This is a genomic window from Catalinimonas locisalis (assembly GCF_038039535.1).
In the GTDB taxonomy this organism is placed as follows: Bacteria; Bacteroidota; Bacteroidia; order Cytophagales; family Cyclobacteriaceae; genus Catalinimonas.
This window is the reverse complement of record NZ_JBBPHP010000029.1, coordinates 13397-33519: the sequence shown is the minus strand read 5'-3', so window position 1 is coordinate 33519 and position 20123 is coordinate 13397. Positions and strand designations below refer to the sequence as shown.

Sequence of the window (20123 nt, the reverse complement as noted above, 5' to 3'; positions counted from 1 at the left end):
GTTCAATTCAGGTCTTCATCTTCACCACATCTTTGCTCTTCATCACTTTCGCTCCATTTTCTCTTAGTTCTTCCATAGTTTTCTCATAATCGCCTTCCTGTAAATTCACCGCCCGCGTAGCATCTTTAACTACTATTGTTTCAAAACCTTCCTTCAGCGCATCCAGCGCAGTAAATTTCACACAAACATCGGCTGCAAGACCTGTAATGAAAACTCGGTCAACACCTTTATCTTTCAGGTATTTGCTTAACCCGGTAGCCCGTTTATGGCCATTGTCATAGAAGCCACTATAGCTGTCAATATTTTTATCCAGACCTTTCTTGACCACATTTGCCACTTTATCCATATTCAGATTTTTGGCAAACTCGGCCCCTTCAGAACCCTGCACACAGTGTACCGGCCAGAGGATCTGATCCAAGCCGTCCAGGTCAATATGCTCTCCCGGCTTTTTGCCTTCATGATTGGCTGCGAAGCTACCATGATCTGCCGGGTGAAAATCCTGAGTAGCCACTACCAGGTCAAAATAAGGCTGGAGGTCATTTACGATAGGAATGATCTCGTCTCCTTCTTTTACCTCTAATGAGCCTCCCGGTAAAAAGTCATTCTGAATATCTACTAAGAGTAATGCATCCATAAAAAATAGTATTTAAAAAATCCTGATTCTATTGTCATAAATATAACCCATCTCTGCAAAAGAAAAATCCGCAGCAATGTCCTTTTTCAGTTTTGTTCATTCTATCACTAGATATTACAAAGGTTGGCTTCTCACCACTGTTTAAGGGCTTATAGATAGCATTGGCCTTATCTTGTCCGATTGAAAATGACTTACATAGGAATCATATGCAATCCTACCGATATATTTTTGCGTTCGCCTTCACACTCACAGCATTACAATATGTACATGCTCAGACTCCTGTCATCAATAGCATTGACAGAAACTATGGAACAGTAGAAGAAATTGTTACCATTAGTGGTCAAGATTTTGGCGCTGATCCCAACAACATTCTGGTACTCTTCGGAGCTGCTGCTGGAGAGGTTGTTTCCCTTACTGATGGTATCATCAAGGCCAAAGTTCCTGCCGGAGCTACTTACGGTAGCATTTCCGTAACTCGGCTGGACACGAAACTTACTGCTTACTCCACGCAAAATTTCACCCTGAGCTTTGATGGGCAGGGTTTTGAGACCAGTCAACTTGATGGCCCTTACTCATTCCCTTCATCTGGAAATGGTTTGTATAACCTTTGCATGTGTGACTTCAATCAGGATGGCAAAATGGATATCGCTACTTCTGATACTGATGATGATAAAATAACAATATTAGAAAATACTACCCCTGATCTCAACTCCGTCAGTTTTGTCCAAAGAGAACTTGATATCAATGCCAATACCCGTTGGGTTCGTTGCGGAGATATGAACGGCGATGGTTTGGCAGATTTAGTGTTTTCAGCATCTAATTCTAACACCAACAAAGAGCGTATCTATATTTACAAAAATATAAGTGTAGAGGGCGGTGCAGTTACTTTTGAACTTCCTAACCCACCTCTTTCTTACACGGCAGACGGTACTTTATCTGCCAGAATGGATATCAAAGACCTTGATGGCGATGGTAAACCAGAGATCGTAGTCACTTCTATTTCCAGTGGGGGAGGAGTTTCAGTTTTTAAAAATACCAGTAGTGGAGGAAGCATCAGCTTCAATCCTACTCCTATCCTTCCCTTTCAGCAATTTGGTATTAGTGATGAAAAGATAAGTGGTATTGACATTGAAGATTTAGATGGAGATGGCAAACCGGATGTAATGGTATCTGAAGATGAAAGTAGCGAGGTGTATATTTTCAAAAATAGTAGTACACCAGGTAGTATAAGTTTTAGCGAATCACTAACGCTATCTACTACCGGGCTTACTACCAACATGCGGGCAGGAGACTTAAATGATGATGGGCTACCTGAGATTATTATTGTCAACAAAACCTATGTAGGGATATTCAAGAATACCTCTGCCAACGAATATCTATCTTTTGCAGATGCGGTTCGCTTTGATCCGATCAGTATAGGTAGAGAAGGACTTGAACTGGCCGACATGGATGGTAATGGTAAACTGGATGTAATGTATTCTTCTGCAACTGGCAATCGGGTAGTGGTCTTACTCAATCAAAGCACCGAAAGCAGCCTGGACTTTAACACAAAAAAAATAATACCAAGCAGTGAGGGTGTACAAAGTGTACGTGCCGGAGACCTCAATGGTGATGGGAAGCCTGACCTTGCTTATGCTGAAATTACTACCGATGTAATCATCGTTCAGCTTAACCGTAACTGTATCAAACCAGTGCTGGAACCACAGAATGGCCTGGGTGTTTGTGATGAACTGCCTTACCAGCTTTCGGTCACTAAGGCCATTGACGTCACTTACCAATGGGAAAGCTCAGCAGATGGCAATAGCTTTGCACCGCTTGCTGTCGCCACTGATTCTACCTTCACTTTTACTACCGAAAATGAGGCCTACTATCGCGTAAAAGTTTCATCCTCTCACAATGGTTTTGACTGTAATGAGATAGTTTCCAATGTGGTACATGTAGTAAAGCCTGATGGTTTTGTACCGGATAAACCTACCATTATTGATAAGAATCCCGCAGACCCTTTCTGTTTTGGTGACAGGATTATACTGAGAGCCCAAAATGTAAATGCACGTTTCTTCTGGACAGGTCCTAATGGTTTTACATCTAACGAGCAGAACCCGGTGATTGATAATGCCAGTAAGGATAACGAAGGCTGGTATGTACTTTATGTAAAAGCAAGCGAACAAGATGGAGGTTGTGTAAGTGATACTACTAAAACATATATCAAGGTAAGTGAACCTGAGTCCATCAGCCTTAGTACAAATGATCCATTGGTACTTTTTGAAGGAGGGCAGGCTACGTTAAGAGTAGAAGATGTGGCGGGTAGTACTTATAGCTGGAAGAAAGATGGCCAGCTGATTAGTGGGGCTACTGCTACTACTCTGACTATAACAGAGCCGGGCAGCTATACCGCTACTATTCAAAATGAAACCGGCTGTACCAAAGAAAGCAGCCCGATGGAAGTAGCCAGGGCTCAGATAAGTATTCCTGAGCGCAAATGTCTCAATGAAGCTCTGGAAGTTGCTGTAAGTCCTTCTTCTATCAATAGTAAAGATGTTTTGTATCGCTGGAATTTTGGTGATGGAAGCGGCAATCAGAACGGAGCTTCGGTAAATCATTCATTTGCCGAAGCTGGCACTTATACTGTCAAGGTGGAAATTCTTAGTGCAGATAATAGTGTAAAAGATTCATATAGTCAGGAAATAACGATTATTGACATTCCTGAACTGACGATTGAAACCCCTGGCAGCCCAAATTTATGCCCGGATGAGCATGTTGAGCTGGTAGCCAATGAAGGTTTTGCCTCTTATTCCTGGGACAATGGTGAAAGCGGAAGTAGTATCACCGTTACCGAAGCAGGAACTTATACACTTACCGCGGTTACCGATGCCAACTGTACAGAAACTGCTAGTGTAGCGGTTGTACAAGCAGATAATCCTGCGGCAAATATAGATGCTTCATCTGACAGAATCTCTCTGGGAGATACTTTGCAGCTAAATGCGAGTGGGGGAATTTCCTACTTATGGTCACCAGGTGCTTCGCTTAGTGATAGTACTATTGCCAATCCTATTGCCCGCCCTCTCATTTCTACTACCTATACTTGTATAGTAACTAATGAAGAAGGCTGCCAGACTACAGTCAGCTATACCCTAAATGTAGATCGTTCGCTGGATGTAGCACCTGATAAGGCCTTTACACCCAATGGTGATGGCCGCCATGACACCTGGTATGTAGAGAGGATGGAGCTATTTCCAGATTGTAAGCTCACCATTTTTGACAGGCTGGGGGCTAAGCTGACTGAAATAGAAAATTATAGTAACGCCAACGGATGGGATGGTACCATTAACGGTCGTACTGTATCCGACGGGGTTTACTTTTACCTGATCAATTGTGGTGAGGAAGCCGGCAGTAAAACCGGTAGTATCACTATTATCCGGTAGAAATGTCTTTTGGGCTATATAAGTTGTTTATTTGAATATTTTTTGAGCCACTATACAAACTCTAGCGCACTATCTGTGTTGATTGCTATGAATCAAGACATTTTATTGCATGCTGAAAATTGCCTGGGATGAAATATATGCACATCCCTTACCGGAGAATCATCGTTTTCCTATGATCAAGTATAACCTCATTCCTGAGCAATTAATTTATGAGGGTACGATATCTGAAGAAAATTTATTCCAACCTCACCCGCTTGAAGAACAATACATTACCAATACCCATGATGCCACTTACTGGCATAGGCTCAAACATCAGGAGTTAAGCCGGTCGGAAATCAGAAAGACTGGCTTTCCTATGTCAGAACAATTGGTACAAAGAGAGATCACCATTATGCATGGCACCTTGCAGGCAGCACTTTTTGCTTCAGAATATGGTGTGGCCTTTAATATCGCTGGGGGTACGCATCATGCATTTACAGATAGAGGAGAGGGCTTCTGCCTTCTTAATGATATCGCTATTGCAGCAAACTATCTGCTGGAAAAGAAACTGGTGAAGCAAGTGCTGGTCGTAGACTTAGATGTTCACCAGGGCAATGGAACCGCCCAGATATTTCGCGATCAGCCTTCAGTATTTACTTTCAGCATGCATGGAGCCAAGAACTATCCGATACATAAAGAAAAATCTGACCTTGACATACCGCTAGCCGATGGTACTGATGATCAAACTTACCTCACACTGCTAAGAAACCATCTAAGTCAGCTAATTAGTGAAGTACAGCCAGATTTTATTTTTTTTCAGTCTGGTGTAGATGTGCTGGAATCTGACAAGCTCGGTAGATTAGGGTTGAGTATTGGAGGTTGTAGAGAAAGGGATAGAATAGTACTGAAAAGCTGTCAAGAAAACAAAATCCCAGTAGCCTTAAGCATGGGAGGCGGATACTCTTCCCAGATAGCCCACATTGTGGAAGCACATGCAAATACCTACCGCTTAGCACAGGAGATTTTTTTCTAAATGATACCACTTCCATGGTTTTTAAACTGACATTCATCAGAAAAATGATTATTTTACATCTGGTATGGCTTATAAATAATATAAGATAAAGAGTGTTAATTGATAGTTGCCGAAAAACATAGTGAAAAATTTATTTTCCGTAAGAGCATAGTCGTAGCCTTAGGTTTTGTTTTTTTTCTGTGGTTCATTAGAGCAGTGGAAGACAGCATGACGCTGGATTTTGGTGTGTGGGGTATATTGCCACGCTCTATCACTGGTCTGGTAGGAATATTTGCGGCTCCTCTTATTCATGGCAGTGCGCTTCATTTATTATCTAATACTTTTCCCCTCATATTACTCTTAATTGCGGTTTTTTACTTTTATGATAAAATAGCGACAGAAGTCTTTCTTTGGATCTACTTTGCTACAGGTTTCTGGGTTTGGGTAGTAGCTCGTCAGGCTTATCATATTGGTTCAAGTGGCCTAGTCTACGGATTAGCCGCCTTTCTGTTTTTCAGTGGTATTTTCAGACGCGACGTTCGTTCCACTGCAGTAGCCGTTGCTATTGCATTCATTCACGGGGGAATGGTTCAGGGGCTTGTTCCCGGAGACAATAGTGTATCCTGGGAATCACACTTACTGGGCTCTATGGCAGGAATTTTCTGTTCTTTTTACTATAGAAAGGCTCCTCATATTCCATCTCTTCAGGAAGGAAACACTTCTATTGAGCATGAAACAAATCAAATGAGCAGCACATTCAGAGGCTACTTATTTTCTGAACATAAGCAAAAAGTGTTGTATTGCTACAAACCCTCAGAAAATAAGAATACTCACTATTATTATGATTTGGAGAAAGATGAAGAAAGGAATACTTCTACTTTTTCAAGAATTTAAATACTTCTTTTGAAGGGTGTTCATTGTCACCATTACACTCCTTACACTGCACGATCAACAAATAATATCCGGCGGGAAAATCTGCAGTAAGAATGCGAAATCTGTTAGCATCAATACGCTCAGCCTCAACAGGCATAGGGGTACCTAATAAACTTCTTATCTCCAGATCTATTTCTGAACTATATGTAAAAGAAGGATCAATCAGATCAAGGCGTACAAATATATTTTCTTCTGCAGGATTAGGATAAACTACTACGTCTACTGCATCATTTATAGGCTCATAAATTACATCTGTTTTGGCACGGTCAGCAATTATATTAGCTGACGATACTAAGGCTGAAGTGCAAAACAAAGCTGAAAGTAATATGATGAGTAAAGTTTTTTGCATACAAGTAGTTTCCTATAAGTACATTATTATACTGTTTATTTCCCAATAGGTTCTAAAAAAATGATATCAATTTCAATAAAATAACATTAAAAACGTTACATGCTATCTCATTGAAGACGCAGCTCTGAGATTCTTAAAGAAAAAAAGGCTGTCCTGAATATTTACACAACAGCCTTCCTTTATCACAATTTGCAATCAGTCAAAAACTTTATCCTTCTTCTCTATCCAGACTGGCGGCCAATTGATCAATTTGGTTTTCAATTTTTGAGATAGCTTCATCAATCTCTTGGTATGCCTGTGACCAGTCTTCAGCTTCCATTTGCTCTATCTCTTCAATACGTTCATTAATATTTTCTCGCTCACCTTCAAGCTCATTAATCGCTGACTTTATATCAGCTTCTGCAGAAGCATTAGAATCATCAGCGGCATCTCGGAGATTTTTGATTTTACTATCAATATTTTTATTTCTATCCTCCAGCTTTTTGAGCTCTGTTTCCTTATAGTCTCCATAAAACGCTTCTCGCGTTTCTACAGCTTCTTTTACTTCTTCCTGAGCCTCCTCTACTTCTTCACGGGCTTCAGTAATTTCATCCTGTACGTCCTGCTGAGTAAGATTTTTATTACATCCTACAACTATTAGTAGACTCAGCATGAAAAAAGTAACCTTATAAAATATCTTTATCATAGTTAAAAAAATTTTGTTTTTAATATATATACCAATAACCAGCACATGTACGATTTGTTAGATATTTTTACATAATGAAAAGGATTAACCATAATTTTTCACTTATGAAATACCCTTTGTCATATACCTTCTATTTTTTCATAAAGCTGATTTGCCAGTGTTTCAATATCCGTTTTTAACAGTCCCTTGTTTGTTTCAAGTACCTGAGAAATCATTTCAGGAGGCAACTTTTTAGCTCCATAATATGCTCCCAAAATTGCTCCTGTCACCGCTGCTGTAGTATCATTATCGCGCCCGAAATTCACTACAAAAGCCAGACTTTTCTCAAAGTCAAACTCACAAAGCAAAAGGGCTGTCAGGTTGACCAAATGGATTTCTCCCGCATGAAAGGGTAAATCCTGATTTCTGGTATCCAATAGTTCATAAGCTTTCTGGGTTCTAGCTAGCCACAGCATATCTGCATTTTTTCCGGCAGGGACCTTAAGCTGATCAACATCTACATCTTCTACCTTGAGCTGGTTAACCTGATATACAATATTTCTCGCTTCCTTAAGAATACGATAAGCTGCCCTGCCTACGAGCCTGCTCTTAAAATAGCCCTGTGGATCTACGTCTCTAAGCGTATTGATGACTGAGGTAGGTGATGCTTCGGGATTCATAGCAGCAGCAACAAGTGCAGCTGTAATAGCACTGATATCTCTGGCGTAGCCAATATCAAACAGGGCTAGGCGATAAGCTTCATCATAGGCCATCTGAGGAGCCGCCGGATAAAAAGCCCCGATAGCAGGAGCGTAAAGCATACCCGCACAGGTCATTTCACCGCCGTAAAAACGACTTAGAGCAGAAGCATAGCCTTGCAGGTCATCTTCTACAAAAGGTTTGGCTACCATGGCCCATTCCTGAAGCCAGGCCAATCTACGGGCATTCACTTCAAAAGGTTCAGGATCAAAGCTTTCAGTATTCTTTAGCGACTGGATATCTTTTTCGTACTGCCGGACGATAAACTGAGCGAAATCATTAGGATCCAAAGGAGACCAGGCTTCCTGAGTAAGTAGGAACTCTGTCATCAATTTTTTCCAGCGAGTGTCGTCGGTTGTGCCTCCTGCCGGTAAGTTAAAATCCCAGGTACCTTCAGCTGACGGCTCTCTTACCATCGTATCCAGATCATCCACATAGCCATACTCTATTTTGATGTCTTCTCTGCTCCACATTTCAGTAGGCGCTCCCATAGCATCTCCTATAGCTGAACCCAGGAGCATGCCCAGCACCTTATCTTTAACAATCTCAGTGTCTAGTTTCGGTTTTGTGCCGCTTGTGGATTCTGCTTTTGAAGGAGATTCCTGCGGTACAGTCGTTTTCTTATCCGAAGTGCAGGCTATGGTAAACAACAGCAGGTATATGATCAATAAATTTCTCACTTTAAACCTTTTCGTAGTGATTGATCAGAGAAACAGCCTCTTCCAACAAACCTTCTTTTTCGGTTAGATCAAGGCTAAGGGGCAATTGTGCCAGACCGATGATTCTTCGCATCATTTCCACTCCGGAAAATGCCCACATCAAATCTTCGTCAAAATTACCAGGCTTCTCATAATTTTTGAGCACCAGTTCAATACTCTCTTCTGTCTGTTGAGCCATTTTCAGGTGAGCCAGCATTACCCCCAGATCAAATTCGGCTTTTCCGAAATACGAGAACTCAGGATCAATCAGCTTCAGCCCACTTTCTACTTTGAGCCAGCTACCGGGATAGTAATCTCCGTGAAGAAGGGTATTGTAGTTATCTAAATAAATCTTTCCCAGCTTGGTGATCTTCTTTTTCAGCCCTTCATTTCTTTTATAATGCATCGCTAGCTCCTGTAAACCTGGCTGTATGCTATCCAGGTCAAAACCATTGTCTACAGCGTAGGGAAAAACAAAAATATGCTCATGATTCAAGACTTTCATAGGCTGGTTGTCAAATTTGACCTTCTCCTTTTCGTCAACATTAACCTGATGCAAAACAGAGATCAACTTACTTAAAGCCTCAATTTCTTCCTGAGAGAGCTGCTTACCTTTCTGATACAAATAAGTATAATCTGCTCCGCTGCCCAAGTCCTCCAGTGCTAACATAAACTGCTCTGCATCAAAACCGATTACCGCAGGTGTATATTGATTCACTCCCTTATAGGGGGCTATGAAATGATAAAAATTGTATTCAACCTGAATACGCTCAATTGGGGCATCTACCTGCGGAAACTTCTCTACCCAGGGACGTGACTGTTTTAGTATGAAAGATTTTTGATCTGTAATGACTCTAAGTACAAAATTCATATTACCTTCTCCCGGCTTCTCTGTAGAGTGTATTTTTTCATCAGGAGCTACCCATCCTCTTCTTCTCAGAAAACTTTCCACTTCCTGACTAATTTCATGTTCTAAGAAAATAGCATGAGGGTATATGCTTTTGTACTTACTTTTTAGATCCATAGCAATGTAAAGGTGATAAGATTAAAGGATTGGTTGCCGAAAGTAATAAAGAAAAAATAAAGTCTAAAAAACTGTCAGAACGTAGACAGTTCATATACGGAGAAGTATGTGCACTTAGATTTTTAAAATAGAATAAGCTGATAAATGTTTAGGTTATTGTGAAATTCATCAATGAACTACCGGATATTAAAGCTGCACCCAATACTACTCTATCCGATACTCTATCTGGTAGTGGGGAGGATACTTGGTAGAGTCGGTGGTAGAGGACTTTGCACCTGCAAAAACCCATCTTTCTTCTGCTAAAGCCTCTATTTCCAGTAGATAATGATGCACGGAAGCTTCTCTCTTTTTCCAGAGCTGTTGATATAGGGTATCAACCTTTGCTTTTCCAGTGTATTCCAGACAGGCACTCAGCACATTTGTATTAGTAATAGTATCAAAAGCAGGTACAGCTTTCTGAACAAACTGATAAAAAGCTGAGTCCAGATCTTTTAAAGCAGGAAGCAAGCTTGAACTATCCTGACTGACTAAAGCGGCAGTAGCCTGATATGCTCTCCAGGTTTCGTTTAAAGCTAGTGCACTTTTTTCCTCCATACTGTCGGAGACACATACAAAATGGATGATGAACTCTGGCTTTTGTTTAAGCACTTTTGCGATACTTTTCAGAGACTTAGCCTGTTGCTGTTGCACATCATATTGTAGAGGTTCAAAGTTAACAGACTTCAAATCATTGGGGTCTCCACCTATAGCATTTGCAAGCAAACGATAAGGAGCAGTTACAACTTTTAGGATAATATTCCGCAATACCTGTAGAATGGTTCTCCATAGTTTATACTCCGGATCGTTTAACTGCCCCTCTACCGGAACGTCCAGGTTCACATTTCCCTGAAAATCCCTAAGCAGGGCTACGGCAAGTTTCATGGGTAGCTCATAGAGTGCATTAGCTGTATCTTTATCGCCCACTGCAATCTGCTCTACAAAGAGATTGTTACTGCTGGTCAGAAAATAGTTTTCAATTTTGTTCTTGCTGCTAAAGATCACCTTACCATCTGCGAATGGGTGTGCCATATAGTATTTTGAGTAGGGATTAAAGGTGCTGAGGTAAACGTTGTCCACCTTAAAATCAAAGATCATATTATCAATCCCCTTGCGGCTGACCTGAAGATCAGCTACCATATTGCCGATCTGATCAAGGCGTGAACGAATATTAAACTTCGTATACTCATCCTCTTCTTTGATATCAGTAGCAAGCGCACTCAGTTCACTTAATTCCATGTAGAAAGAGTCTTCCAGCGTATAATCGTAGTATTCCAGTACTCCACTCTGTATAGAAATGCTATCTGCCAGATAATTAACAGCCATATATTCCTGCGTCAGCTTGTATAAGCTTTCTGCTATATATTCAAAGGGGCTTACATAGTTGTCTTCACTCAAAGTATCCGTCTGTACCTGCATGGTCAGGCTATCGGCTTGATACAAAGTGTCTTGTGGCAAATCTGCCAGTGCAAAGGTGAAGTTATTTCCCTCCGGGGTCACTACTAACCTGATGTAAGGCTGATTCATGCTAATGTTACCAAAATCATAAATCTGCTGGCGGGTATCCAGAGAATCTATTTCTATAGCAAAATCTGACCAAGCTATCAGGCTGTCTTCCTGCTGGTCAATCATGATAAAATCACGAACATGCAGATTTCCTTTCAAGGCGAAGCTATCCGCCTCCACATAGTTTCCGCTCAGCAGAATATCTCCATCTAAGTGACTGTCAAAATCACTAAGCTTCATAAACTTGTTCAGATAAGGCTGCAATGAGGCAAATGGGAGCTGATCAATTTTGCTCTTCAGTACATAAAGAGACTGATCAGTATCCACATACAGATCGGCTGCAAGAGCACCTTGCTCCATCTTGAAGCGTGTATCAAATTGATATGAAGGGTTCTCATTGCTTAAACCACCAGAATGGATACTAATACTGTCCAGGTCAATTTTACTACCCACAATCAGATCCTGATAGCTAAGGGCTGAATTTGAAAGCAGCAGGCTATCCACTTGCCAGCGGTATGTTTTTGAGGGCTTTTCTTCTGTGGAATCTGCTACAATGGAAGAAAATAAATCTTCAAAGTTGAAATGCTTACCATTCTGAATAATACTGACTTCCAGTTCATCCACGGTGAACAGGCGAATGTGAATGTTATTGGAGAAAAGTTGCCACCAGGACAATCGTATTTCTGCATTCTGACAAGACAGAAACTGCTTTTGCATATCCTCTTCAAACACTTGCAGGCCTTCCAAGGCTAACTTTCCGGTAAAAATATTGAGGTCAATATCCTCTACTTCTACTTCTCTGCCCAGTATCTCCTGATCATTTTTTTCCAGATACCACTCTGCAACATATGGCAATGAGACCAGTAGAATGATGGGCAAACCGGCCAGAATAGCAAGGAGAAGTTTCCACCGCATAGCCCGGAAAGTTTAAGGTTTTAGTGGTTGGTTATAATATAAATTACCATTCCATAACTTATATTGAATATAATAAAAGCAGTGTATTAATTTCAATACACTGCCCTTCATTAATTATTCTACAACAGCACCTTCTGCCTGAAGCAGTATACCTATACCTAAGTTTTGGCTGAGCTGTATTTCATCTACCTGATCATAATCATATACCATAATGGCTGAAAGACTTAGATTGATGAAACTCGTAAGCTGGGCATTAAATACTACATCCAGCCGGTGATCTATCTCCTCTAGATTTAGCGTTTCATAATTAGCAAACATCATGTAGCGGGTGTAGAGGTTAATGTCATCCGTAAAGTCTTTACTCCATTCTGCTACCAACTGAGCTGCCAGCCACTCTTGCCTTAATGTTTCTCCTATCTCTACACCATAATTAGTATTTCCCTCTGTATTCAAATACAGATCCGTGTCTGTCACAAAAGTAAAGCGGGGAGAAAAAGGGCTCAAACGAAGTGTAAAGTTATCATTAGGAATATATTCAAATCCTAAAGAAAAAGTTAAGAAGCCGGGAGCCATAAAGTCTGAAATTTTCAAGGCATCTTCTTCGCCACTTGGCAATGTTACGTACCGATAACCAGGTGCAAACTGCGTTAGGAAAGTAGTAGAAAAATAAGCACCCCATACCTCAGAAATCTCATGACCTACCTTACTGTCTATAAAAAGCCTGTCCTGACTTTTTCGGTACCCTTGTCCATCATTATTAATCGTTCCCACAAGGAAATTTGCTCTATTGTCCCATGACCATTTGTCTTTCTTGTAGTTAGCTTTTGCATTGAAAAAGGTACTAAAAGCAAGAGAGTTTACTCCTCCTCCAAACCAGTTTTCGGTGAAGGAAGCCTGATTAAAGTTCAGTCCGAAGCTGACAGACTTTTTCCATACGGTATCGGCAGCAGGGGTTTCAATAGTAGTAACAATTTGTGCCCTAAGCATACATGGCAAAAAAAGTAGTGCCAAGAGTCCTATCTGTTTCTTCATAGTTAGGATAATTAAAAAAAGCAGCCCTTCAGCTGCCCGTTATTCAATAAGTAATGATTAAGCTTTTGGTTCTGCACCATTTTCTGAGTACAAGTGTGCGTCAACCTGAGGGAAAGGGATAGAAATACCATTAGCGTCAAAAGCTTTTTTGATCGCTTCCTGTTTTTCAAAAAATACATCCCAGTAGTCTGCCTGATTTACCAGCCCTCTAACTTTAAAATTGACTGAGCTATCTGCCATTTCAGCCAGCTTAAGATAGGGAGTATCACGATCCAGGATACGTTCATCAGTAAACACAACTTCTTCTATAACCTTTTTTACCTTGTCAATATCATCATCATAGCTGACGCCAAATACCCATTCAACTTTACGAGTAGGTTCGGTAGAATAGTTGATAATTGTATTGTTATACAGTGGTCCATTAGGAATGATAATTGTCTTATTGTCATAAGATTTAAGCACTGTATGAAAGATCTGAATCTCAGACACGCTGGCGATTACGCCCTGCGCCTCAATTACATCGCCTACTTTATAGGGCTTAAGGATCAGAATCAATACTCCACCAGCAAAGTTGGCTAAGCTACCTTGCAAAGCCAGCCCTATTGCAAGACCGGCAGCACCCAATACTGCTATAAATGAAGTAGTGGCAATTCCTATCATTCCTGCCACGCTGATAATCAACATGACCACCAGCACTGCTTTCAATAATCCTGCAAGAAAAGGAACGAGAGATGGATCTACATTTCGCTTACCGAGGGCATTTTTCATGCCGCCAATAACTTTGCCAATGATCCACATACCCACGATCAGGGTAAGGATAGCCAGGAGCAATTTAGGAACATATAAGATAGCTAATTCCCTGAGCGAACCTATTGCTCCCATCAAATCAAAATTTTCCATTGTTAGGTGTGGTTTGGTTAGTTTTGTTGGTCAAACGAAAATGAATAATATGCTTAACTTATGCAATCTTTAATATGTTTTGTTGATTCATCTGATGAAATGAATCAAAGAGCAGATAACGATTTGTATATTGTTTCTAACCCACTGGTAGCTATATGTGTGTTTATCCTGATATATGAAAAATTTTTTACCCATGCTAAATGTACTTTCTCAGTCTCTCGTCTTGGTTCTTTTGGGAGTCGTTATTTCTTTCACTCGCTGTACTTCTCCACAGGAAAATGAAACTTCTCTTTCTAAAACAAAACCCAATATCATTTACATACTAGCTGATGATCTGGGCTACGGGGACTTGAGCTGCTACGGTCAGGCTACATTATCTACTCCTCGTATTGACCAGCTAGCCAAAGAGGGTATGCGGCTAAATAATCATTATACGGGCGCTACCGTATGTGCCCCCTCTCGTGCCAGTTTACTTACCGGACTTCATACAGGACATGTATCAGTGAGAGCCAACCAATCAGGACAGTTGCTGGAAGAGCATGAGGTAACAGTAGCCGAAGGACTAAAGAGCACGGGCTACATTACGGGTGTCATTGGCAAATGGGGAGTAGGACATCCTCCACCACCTGATGACCCTCAGCGAAATGGATTTGATTTTGCCTACGGCTACCTCAATATGTGGCATGCACATAATTTCTACCCGGAGTTTTTGTACCGCAATGGTAAAAAAGAAATGCTGAAAGGCAACCAAACTATACTGGTAGATGGTAAAAACCCCTGGGCAGACCGGCCTGAAGGTACGGGTGTAGCAGAAACCAAAACTACTTATACCCACGACCTTTTTGAAAAAGAAGCTTTATCCTTCATTTCAGATCATCAGGATACTTCTTTTTTTCTCTATGTTGCCTTCAATATTCCTCATGCTAATAATGAGCATCCTACCAATGGTATGGAAGTGCCAGATTATGGTCAATTTGCCTCGCAGGACTGGCCGGAACCGGAGAAAGGTTTCGCCTCTATGATTCAAAGGCTGGATAATTCAGTGGGAGCAATAGTAGATAAAGTAGATCAGCTTGGGCTGAGCGAAAATACTTTAATCATCTTTTGTAGTGATAACGGCCCCCATCAGGAGGGTTTTCATAAGATGGAATTTTTCAACAGTAATGGCACACTCAGAGGTATGAAAAGAGATCTGTATGAAGGTGGTGTCAGAACTCCATTCATTGCCCGTTGGCCAGGACACATTGAAGCCAACACACAATCAGATCATCTGTCCGCATTCTGGGATTTTCTGCCTACAGTTTGCGAACTTATTGAAGCCCCCATACCTGAAGATATAGACGGTATTTCTTACTTACCTACTTTATTGGGTGATGAAAAATCACAGCAGCAACATAAATACCTTTATTGGGAGTTTTACGAGTTGGGAGGGCGCCAGTCAGTATTGAAAGATCAATGGAAAGCAGTACGCTACAATGTGCGTGATGATAACCCTCCGCCTACCGAGTTATACAACCTAAAGAATGATGACAGTGAGCAACAAAACGTAGCAGCAGATCATCCTGAGCTTGTCAGTGAAATGGAACTGTATATGGACGAAGCACACACTCCACTGGCTGGATTCCCTTTATTTCAAATGACAACAGAGGCTGCTACTCAATAGTTAAGCAATGCCCCTGAAGCATAAATTCTTTTAGAGTTCTCCTCTTTTGTTTAGATTTGGAAACAAGAAGTGCTTGTGAAATATTTTGAGCTTAAAAAGTATCTTTTTTTCAAAATTGTTGATTTCTATTCTCTTTCTAAAGCTACAATGACCTTTAACCAAATGATGTATAATACACGTATGAAACCTTACCTACTCATATTTAGTCTGTTTGTGGCTGCATGTCAATCACCTTCAACACAAGAAAACGAACAATCCACTATGCAAGAAATATCTAACCCTATACCCAAAGAAAGCTTCGGCACCGGTCCTAATGGTGAAGCTGTAGACATCTATACGCTAACTAACCAGGATGGTATGGAAGCCAAAATCACGAATTACGGAGGTATCGTTACTTCTTTAAAAGTAAAAGATGCCGACGGTAATCTTGATGATGTAGTATTAGGATTTGATAATTTGCAGGCTTATGTAGACAATAACCCATATTTTGGGGCGCTGGTCGGTCGCTATGGCAACCGTATTGCCAAAGGAAAATTTACCATTGATGGCACTACTTATCAGCTGGATACCAACAACATGGGCAACCATCTTCATGGCGGACTGAAGGGTTTTGATAAAGTGGTTTGGTCAGCAGAGTCGCAGCAATCGGAAGATGGCCAGCAGTTGGTACTCACCTACACCAGTCCTGATGGTGACCAGGGGTATCCAGGTAAGTTGGAAACCAAAGTAACCTATACCCTTACCAACGACAATGTACTGAGAATAGAGTATGAGGCTACTACTGATAAGAAAACGGTAGTTAATCTGACCAATCACTCTTATTTCAACCTGACCGGAGACCCTACTCAAACGGTGCTGAATCATGAAGTGATGATCAATGCTGATCAGTTTATACCGGTAGATGAAACCTTAATTCCTACCGGTGAACTGGCTGCGGTAGCAGGTACTCCTTTTGACTTTAGTGAGCTTAAGCCTATCGGTCAGCAGATTGATGAAGACAGCAATGAGCAGATCAAATATGGCATGGGTTATGACCACTGCTGGGTACTGGACAAAGAAGGTATGGGTCTGGCTGCCCGAGTGCATGAGCCTACCACTGGCCGTGTGATGGAAGTATACACCACCGAACCCGGTGTACAGTTTTATACCGGCAACTTTCTCAATGGTTCAGTTACTGGTAAAGAAGGAATTACCTATGCAAAGAGAACAGCTTTTTGCCTGGAAACCGAGCATTTTCCAGATTCACCTAATCAACCCAACTTTCCCTCAGTAGAACTTGCTCCTGGAGAGACTTACAGCACTACTACTGAGTATCGCTTCTCTACTGAATGACTTAGTGTTAAGGTGTTATGGTTCAATATATCAACTATAACACCTTAACACTCTCCTACCTTCCCCAATACATTGTGTTCCAGCGAAGCTCATTTTTGAAATGGTAAAGCTGAGTATCTTCATTGATCAGGAGGTACTCTATATTGGCCATTTCCGCAAAGTCCTGCATATATTCAGGAGTTAAGCACGCACTATAACCGGTATGATGCGCGCCTCCGGAGAGTATCCATGCGTTGGCAGCAATCTTTAGATTAGGTTTAGGTTTCCACAATACCCGGGCTACCGGTAGCTTGGGCATAGGCTCTTCCAAAGGCACAGCTTCCACCTCATTGACCAGCAGGCGGAAACGTCCACCCATATCAATGACTGAAGCGTTCAAAGCCGAACCGGCAGCTGTGTCAAATACCAGACGAACAGGATCAGCTTTGCCTCCGATGGAGAGCGGATGGATTTCACATCTGGGCTTGCCTGCTGCGATAGAAGGGCAGATTTCCAGCATGTGCGAACCCAGTACTTTTTGTCCGTCAGGATGGAAATGATAAGTGTAATCTTCCATAAAGGAAGTTCCTCCTTTCAGACCGGAACTCATGACTTTCATGGCACGTACCAAAGCAGCCGTTTTCCAGTCGCCTTCCGCCCCAAAACCGTAGCCATCCGCCATCAGCCGCTGCGAGGCGATTCCGGGTAGTTGGGCTAAGCCGTGCAGGTTTTCAAAGGTGTTGGTAAAGGCCTTGAAGTTACCCGCTTCCAGGAAAGCTCTCATGCCCAGTTCTATTCGGGCAGCTTCCTTTAAAGATGCCCGCTGAGCACCCTCTTTACGGAGAGCGTCTGCCAGTTCGTAACTCTCTTCATAGGTAGACGTCAGTTGGTCAATTTCCGCATCTGACACTTCATTGACATAAGCCACCAGATCGCCCAAACCATAACCATTGACAGAGTAACCAAATTGCATTTGCGCAGCTACTTTATCGCCTTCGGTTACGGCAACTTCACGCATATTGTCGCCAAAACGAGCTACTTTGGCACCTTGGGCATCGTACCAGGCAGCGGCTGCACGCGTCCAAACGTTCAACTGCTGATGCACCTCTGTGTCTTCCCAATGCCCCACAATGACTTTGCGATTGATACCCATACGGCTGGCCATGTAACCAAACTCTCTACCCCCGTGAGCCGATTGGTTGAGATTCATAAAATCCATATCAATCGTAGACCAGGGAATGTCACGGTTGAATTGGGTATGCAGATGAGCAAGTGGCCGCTGCAAGGCTTTCAGTCCGGCAATCCACATTTTGGCAGGCGAAAAAGTATGCATCCAGGCGACAAGCCCGATACAGTTCTCTGCACTGTTGGCTTCCTGACAAAGTCGATAAATGGCATCGGGTGTAGTCAGCACAGGCTTATAGACAATTCTTACCGGAAGTGCTTTCGTTGCATTCAATCCTTTGACGATCTGCTGCGAATGCTCCGCTACCTGTTTTAAAGTTTCTTCTCCATACAAATGCTGGCTGCCAGTAACAAACCAGGCTTCAAATTGATCAAGCTTAATCATATCCTATTATCCGTTAAAAGAAATCATAATAAAAATCACAATGGCCAGTACTGCCAGGGAGGCCAGAATATCCCAGATATTGTAGCTGGCTTTATTTTCGGCCTTCTGTTCTGCCGTAAGCGTACTATAGGTCAGTCCTGAAAGCTTTTCCTCTGATGGTGCAGGACTCATCAGGCTTACTACTACCGCGATCAGTACGGAGGCCAGGAACATCCAGGCAGCAAAACGCAAAAAGTTCATGTCACCGATCAGGAAGAAGATACTTTCCGGATCCAGATAATCTTTGCTCAGTTCAAGGGTTAAACGTATGACGGCAATGGCTAAGCCAATCACTAATGTAGCCATCGCTCCTTTGGCGTTGATCCGTTTAGAGAATACGCCCAATAAAAATACCGCCGTGATAGGAGGAGCTATATAAGATTGAACCGATTGCAGATATTCATACAAAACGCCGGAAATATTCTGCATCACCGGTATCCAGGCGATGCCGAGGAAAACAATAATTACCGTAGCGATTTTTCCAATGTTGAGCAGCTTTTTCTCAGGCGTACCGGGTCTCAACTTTTCATAAATATCTTTGGTGAATAGTGTCGCACAGGAGTTGAAAACCGAAGCCAGTGAACTCATCAGGGCAGCTAACAATCCGGCAGCCACCAATCCTCTCAGTCCATCAGGTAAGAGATTGCTCATTAGCACGGGAAAAGCCTGGTCGGCAGACTCCCATTCCAGTTTACCCTGCTGCTTCAAAGCCAATGCAATCACACCGGGGATCAGAAACAGGAAAACTGGTAAAAGTTTTAGAAAACCTCCCCAGATGGTTCCGCGTCTTCCTTCCTTGATATTTCTGGCAGTGAGTACCCGCTGCACGATGTACTGGTCGGTACACCAATACCAGATACCCACAATGGTGCTGGTAATCACCAGACTGGGCCAGGGAAAATCAGGATCAGAAGGTGGACGCCACATGTCAAAATAATCATCGCCTACGGTAGCTTTCAGTTCTCCCCATCCCCCTACAGCATCTAGTCCCATAAAGGTAAGGGTAGCGGCTCCTAAGATCAGAATCACTGTCTGCAATGCTTCGGTATACACTACCGCTTTCATTCCGCCCAAGACCGTGTAAATCCCGGTAAGAATCACCGTGGCCAAAGCGCCGGTAAGGAAGTCTATCTGTAGCAGGGAAGAAATGACTACACCTCCGGCATAGATCGTTACCGAAACCTTGGTTAAGATATAAGCCAAAAGAGAGAAAATAGAGAGAAACCAGCGGGCAGTTGAGTTGTAGCGTTTTTCCAAAAACTCAGGCATGGTAAAAACGCCACTGCGTGCGTAAAAAGGAAGAAAAACCCAGCCCAGCATCAGCACGATCCAAGCATGAAGTTCATAAATCAATAGAGGCAGTTTATCAGAAGCGCCTGTGCCGGCCAGCCCCACTACGTGCTCAGAACCGATATTGGAAGCAAAAATGGATGCTCCTACTACAAACCAGCCGATGTCACGTCCGGCCAGAAAATAGTCCGCTGTATCTTTTTGTTTTTGAAGAATGACCCATAAGGCTATACCCAAGAGCACCAGGAAATAGCCAGCGATGACAATCCAGTCCAGTGTTTCAAGTCCTTTCATGTATTAGTTTTGGTTAGTTTAGATAGTATATAGTTCTTGGTGTTATGGTGTTATGGTGTTATGGTGTTATGGTGTTATGGTGTTATGGTGTTA

At 42.1% G+C, this 20123-nt stretch carries 15 protein-coding genes; 5 read left to right on the top strand and 10 right to left on the bottom strand.

Features of this window, described 5'->3' with window-relative positions; genetic code table 11:
* Nucleotides 1–7 precede the first annotated feature (7 nt).
* Nucleotides 8–634 carry a bifunctional nicotinamidase/pyrazinamidase gene (gene pncA / locus WJR50_RS24515; protein WP_341295945.1) on the bottom strand — a complete coding sequence of 209 codons (627 nt, stop codon included), beginning with the start codon at nucleotides 632–634 and terminating at the stop codon, nucleotides 8–10.
* Between the two features lie 206 nt (nucleotides 635–840).
* On the opposite strand from pncA, the gene WJR50_RS24510 reads away from it, so the two are divergent.
* The 3 genes from WJR50_RS24510 to WJR50_RS24500 all read left to right on the top strand — a co-directional run bounded on the left by WJR50_RS24510 (nucleotide 841) and on the right by WJR50_RS24500 (nucleotide 5941).
* Nucleotides 841–4056 (top strand): FG-GAP-like repeat-containing protein, encoded by a 3216-nt coding sequence (locus tag WJR50_RS24510; protein WP_341295944.1) that lies wholly within the window; start codon nucleotides 841–843, stop codon nucleotides 4054–4056.
* A 109-nt stretch (nucleotides 4057–4165) separates the two neighbouring features.
* Nucleotides 4166–5068 (top strand): histone deacetylase family protein, encoded by a 903-nt coding sequence (locus tag WJR50_RS24505; RefSeq protein WP_341295943.1) that lies wholly within the window; start codon nucleotides 4166–4168, stop codon nucleotides 5066–5068.
* Between the two features lie 99 nt (nucleotides 5069–5167).
* Nucleotides 5168–5941, top strand: coding sequence for a rhomboid family intramembrane serine protease (locus WJR50_RS24500; RefSeq protein ID WP_341295942.1), 774 nt, complete (start codon nucleotides 5168–5170; stop codon nucleotides 5939–5941).
* Here WJR50_RS24500 and WJR50_RS24495 read toward each other — a convergent pair.
* The 7 genes from WJR50_RS24495 to WJR50_RS24465 all read right to left on the bottom strand — a co-directional run bounded on the left by WJR50_RS24495 (nucleotide 5922) and on the right by WJR50_RS24465 (nucleotide 13863).
* Complete coding sequence (locus WJR50_RS24495; protein WP_341295941.1) at nucleotides 5922–6329, bottom strand: T9SS type A sorting domain-containing protein; 408 nt, start codon at nucleotides 6327–6329, stop codon at nucleotides 5922–5924. The two genes, WJR50_RS24500 and WJR50_RS24495, sit on opposite strands and share 20 nt — an antisense overlap.
* A gap of 208 nt (nucleotides 6330–6537) precedes the next feature.
* Nucleotides 6538–7014, bottom strand: coding sequence for a DUF2852 domain-containing protein (locus tag WJR50_RS24490; protein ID WP_341295940.1), 477 nt, complete (start codon nucleotides 7012–7014; stop codon nucleotides 6538–6540).
* Nucleotides 7015–7133: 119 nt separating this feature from the next.
* Nucleotides 7134–8432 carry an ADP-ribosylglycohydrolase family protein gene (locus WJR50_RS24485; RefSeq protein WP_341295939.1) on the bottom strand — a complete coding sequence of 433 codons (1299 nt, stop codon included), beginning with the start codon at nucleotides 8430–8432 and terminating at the stop codon, nucleotides 7134–7136.
* Between the two features lies 1 nt (nucleotide 8433).
* A complete protein-coding gene (locus WJR50_RS24480; protein WP_341295938.1) occupies nucleotides 8434–9474 on the bottom strand; it encodes a phosphotransferase in 1041 nt (346 codons plus the stop codon).
* A gap of 204 nt (nucleotides 9475–9678) precedes the next feature.
* Nucleotides 9679–11931: a DUF748 domain-containing protein gene (locus WJR50_RS24475; protein ID WP_341295937.1), complete on the bottom strand. Its 2253-nt coding sequence runs from the start codon at nucleotides 11929–11931 to the stop codon at nucleotides 9679–9681.
* Nucleotides 11932–12045: 114 nt separating this feature from the next.
* A complete protein-coding gene (locus tag WJR50_RS24470; protein ID WP_341295936.1) occupies nucleotides 12046–12963 on the bottom strand; it encodes a DUF3078 domain-containing protein in 918 nt (305 codons plus the stop codon).
* 57 nt (nucleotides 12964–13020) lie between these two features.
* Nucleotides 13021–13863 (bottom strand): mechanosensitive ion channel family protein, encoded by an 843-nt coding sequence (locus WJR50_RS24465; RefSeq protein ID WP_341295935.1) that lies wholly within the window; start codon nucleotides 13861–13863, stop codon nucleotides 13021–13023.
* A 175-nt stretch (nucleotides 13864–14038) separates the two neighbouring features.
* On the opposite strand from WJR50_RS24465, the gene WJR50_RS24460 reads away from it, so the two are divergent.
* A complete protein-coding gene (locus WJR50_RS24460) occupies nucleotides 14039–15526 on the top strand; it encodes an arylsulfatase (RefSeq protein WP_341295934.1) in 1488 nt (495 codons plus the stop codon).
* A gap of 165 nt (nucleotides 15527–15691) precedes the next feature.
* Nucleotides 15692–16858: an aldose epimerase family protein gene (locus tag WJR50_RS24455; RefSeq protein ID WP_445223486.1), complete on the top strand. Its 1167-nt coding sequence runs from the start codon at nucleotides 15692–15694 to the stop codon at nucleotides 16856–16858.
* Nucleotides 16859–16913: 55 nt separating this feature from the next.
* Here WJR50_RS24455 and araA read toward each other — a convergent pair whose 3' ends face one another.
* Together araA and WJR50_RS24445 are read right to left on the bottom strand one after the other, a co-directional pair.
* A complete protein-coding gene (araA, locus tag WJR50_RS24450; protein ID WP_341295932.1) occupies nucleotides 16914–18407 on the bottom strand; it encodes an L-arabinose isomerase in 1494 nt (497 codons plus the stop codon).
* 6 nt (nucleotides 18408–18413) lie between these two features.
* The gene (locus WJR50_RS24445; RefSeq protein ID WP_341295931.1) at nucleotides 18414–20030 is read right to left on the bottom strand and encodes a sodium:solute symporter; all 1617 of its coding nucleotides are present in this window, start codon (nucleotides 20028–20030) and stop codon (nucleotides 18414–18416) included.
* Nucleotides 20031–20123 lie beyond the last annotated feature (93 nt).

Bases quoted from the DNA above. Each gene is read 5' to 3' on its own strand.
- WJR50_RS24480 (WP_341295938.1), bottom strand. From the start codon at position 9,474: ATGGATCTAAAAAGTAAGTACAAAAGCATATACCCTCATGCTATTTTC.
- WJR50_RS24495 (WP_341295941.1), bottom strand. From the start codon at position 6,329: ATGCAAAAAACTTTACTCATCATATTACTTTCAGCTTTGTTTTGCACT.
- WJR50_RS24460 (WP_341295934.1), top strand. From the start codon at position 14,039: ATGAAAAATTTTTTACCCATGCTAAATGTACTTTCTCAGTCTCTCGTC.
- araA (WP_341295932.1), bottom strand. From the start codon at position 18,407: ATGATTAAGCTTGATCAATTTGAAGCCTGGTTTGTTACTGGCAGCCAG.
- WJR50_RS24475 (WP_341295937.1), bottom strand. From the start codon at position 11,931: ATGCGGTGGAAACTTCTCCTTGCTATTCTGGCCGGTTTGCCCATCATT.
- WJR50_RS24490 (WP_341295940.1), bottom strand. From the start codon at position 7,014: ATGATAAAGATATTTTATAAGGTTACTTTTTTCATGCTGAGTCTACTA.
- WJR50_RS24505 (WP_341295943.1), top strand. From the start codon at position 4,166: ATGCTGAAAATTGCCTGGGATGAAATATATGCACATCCCTTACCGGAG.
- WJR50_RS24455 (WP_445223486.1), top strand. From the start codon at position 15,692: ATGTATAATACACGTATGAAACCTTACCTACTCATATTTAGTCTGTTT.
- WJR50_RS24465 (WP_341295935.1), bottom strand. From the start codon at position 13,863: ATGGAAAATTTTGATTTGATGGGAGCAATAGGTTCGCTCAGGGAATTA.
- WJR50_RS24445 (WP_341295931.1), bottom strand. From the start codon at position 20,030: ATGAAAGGACTTGAAACACTGGACTGGATTGTCATCGCTGGCTATTTC.
- WJR50_RS24470 (WP_341295936.1), bottom strand. From the start codon at position 12,963: ATGAAGAAACAGATAGGACTCTTGGCACTACTTTTTTTGCCATGTATG.
- WJR50_RS24510 (WP_341295944.1), top strand. From the start codon at position 841: ATGCAATCCTACCGATATATTTTTGCGTTCGCCTTCACACTCACAGCA.
- pncA (WP_341295945.1), bottom strand. From the start codon at position 634: ATGGATGCATTACTCTTAGTAGATATTCAGAATGACTTTTTACCGGGA.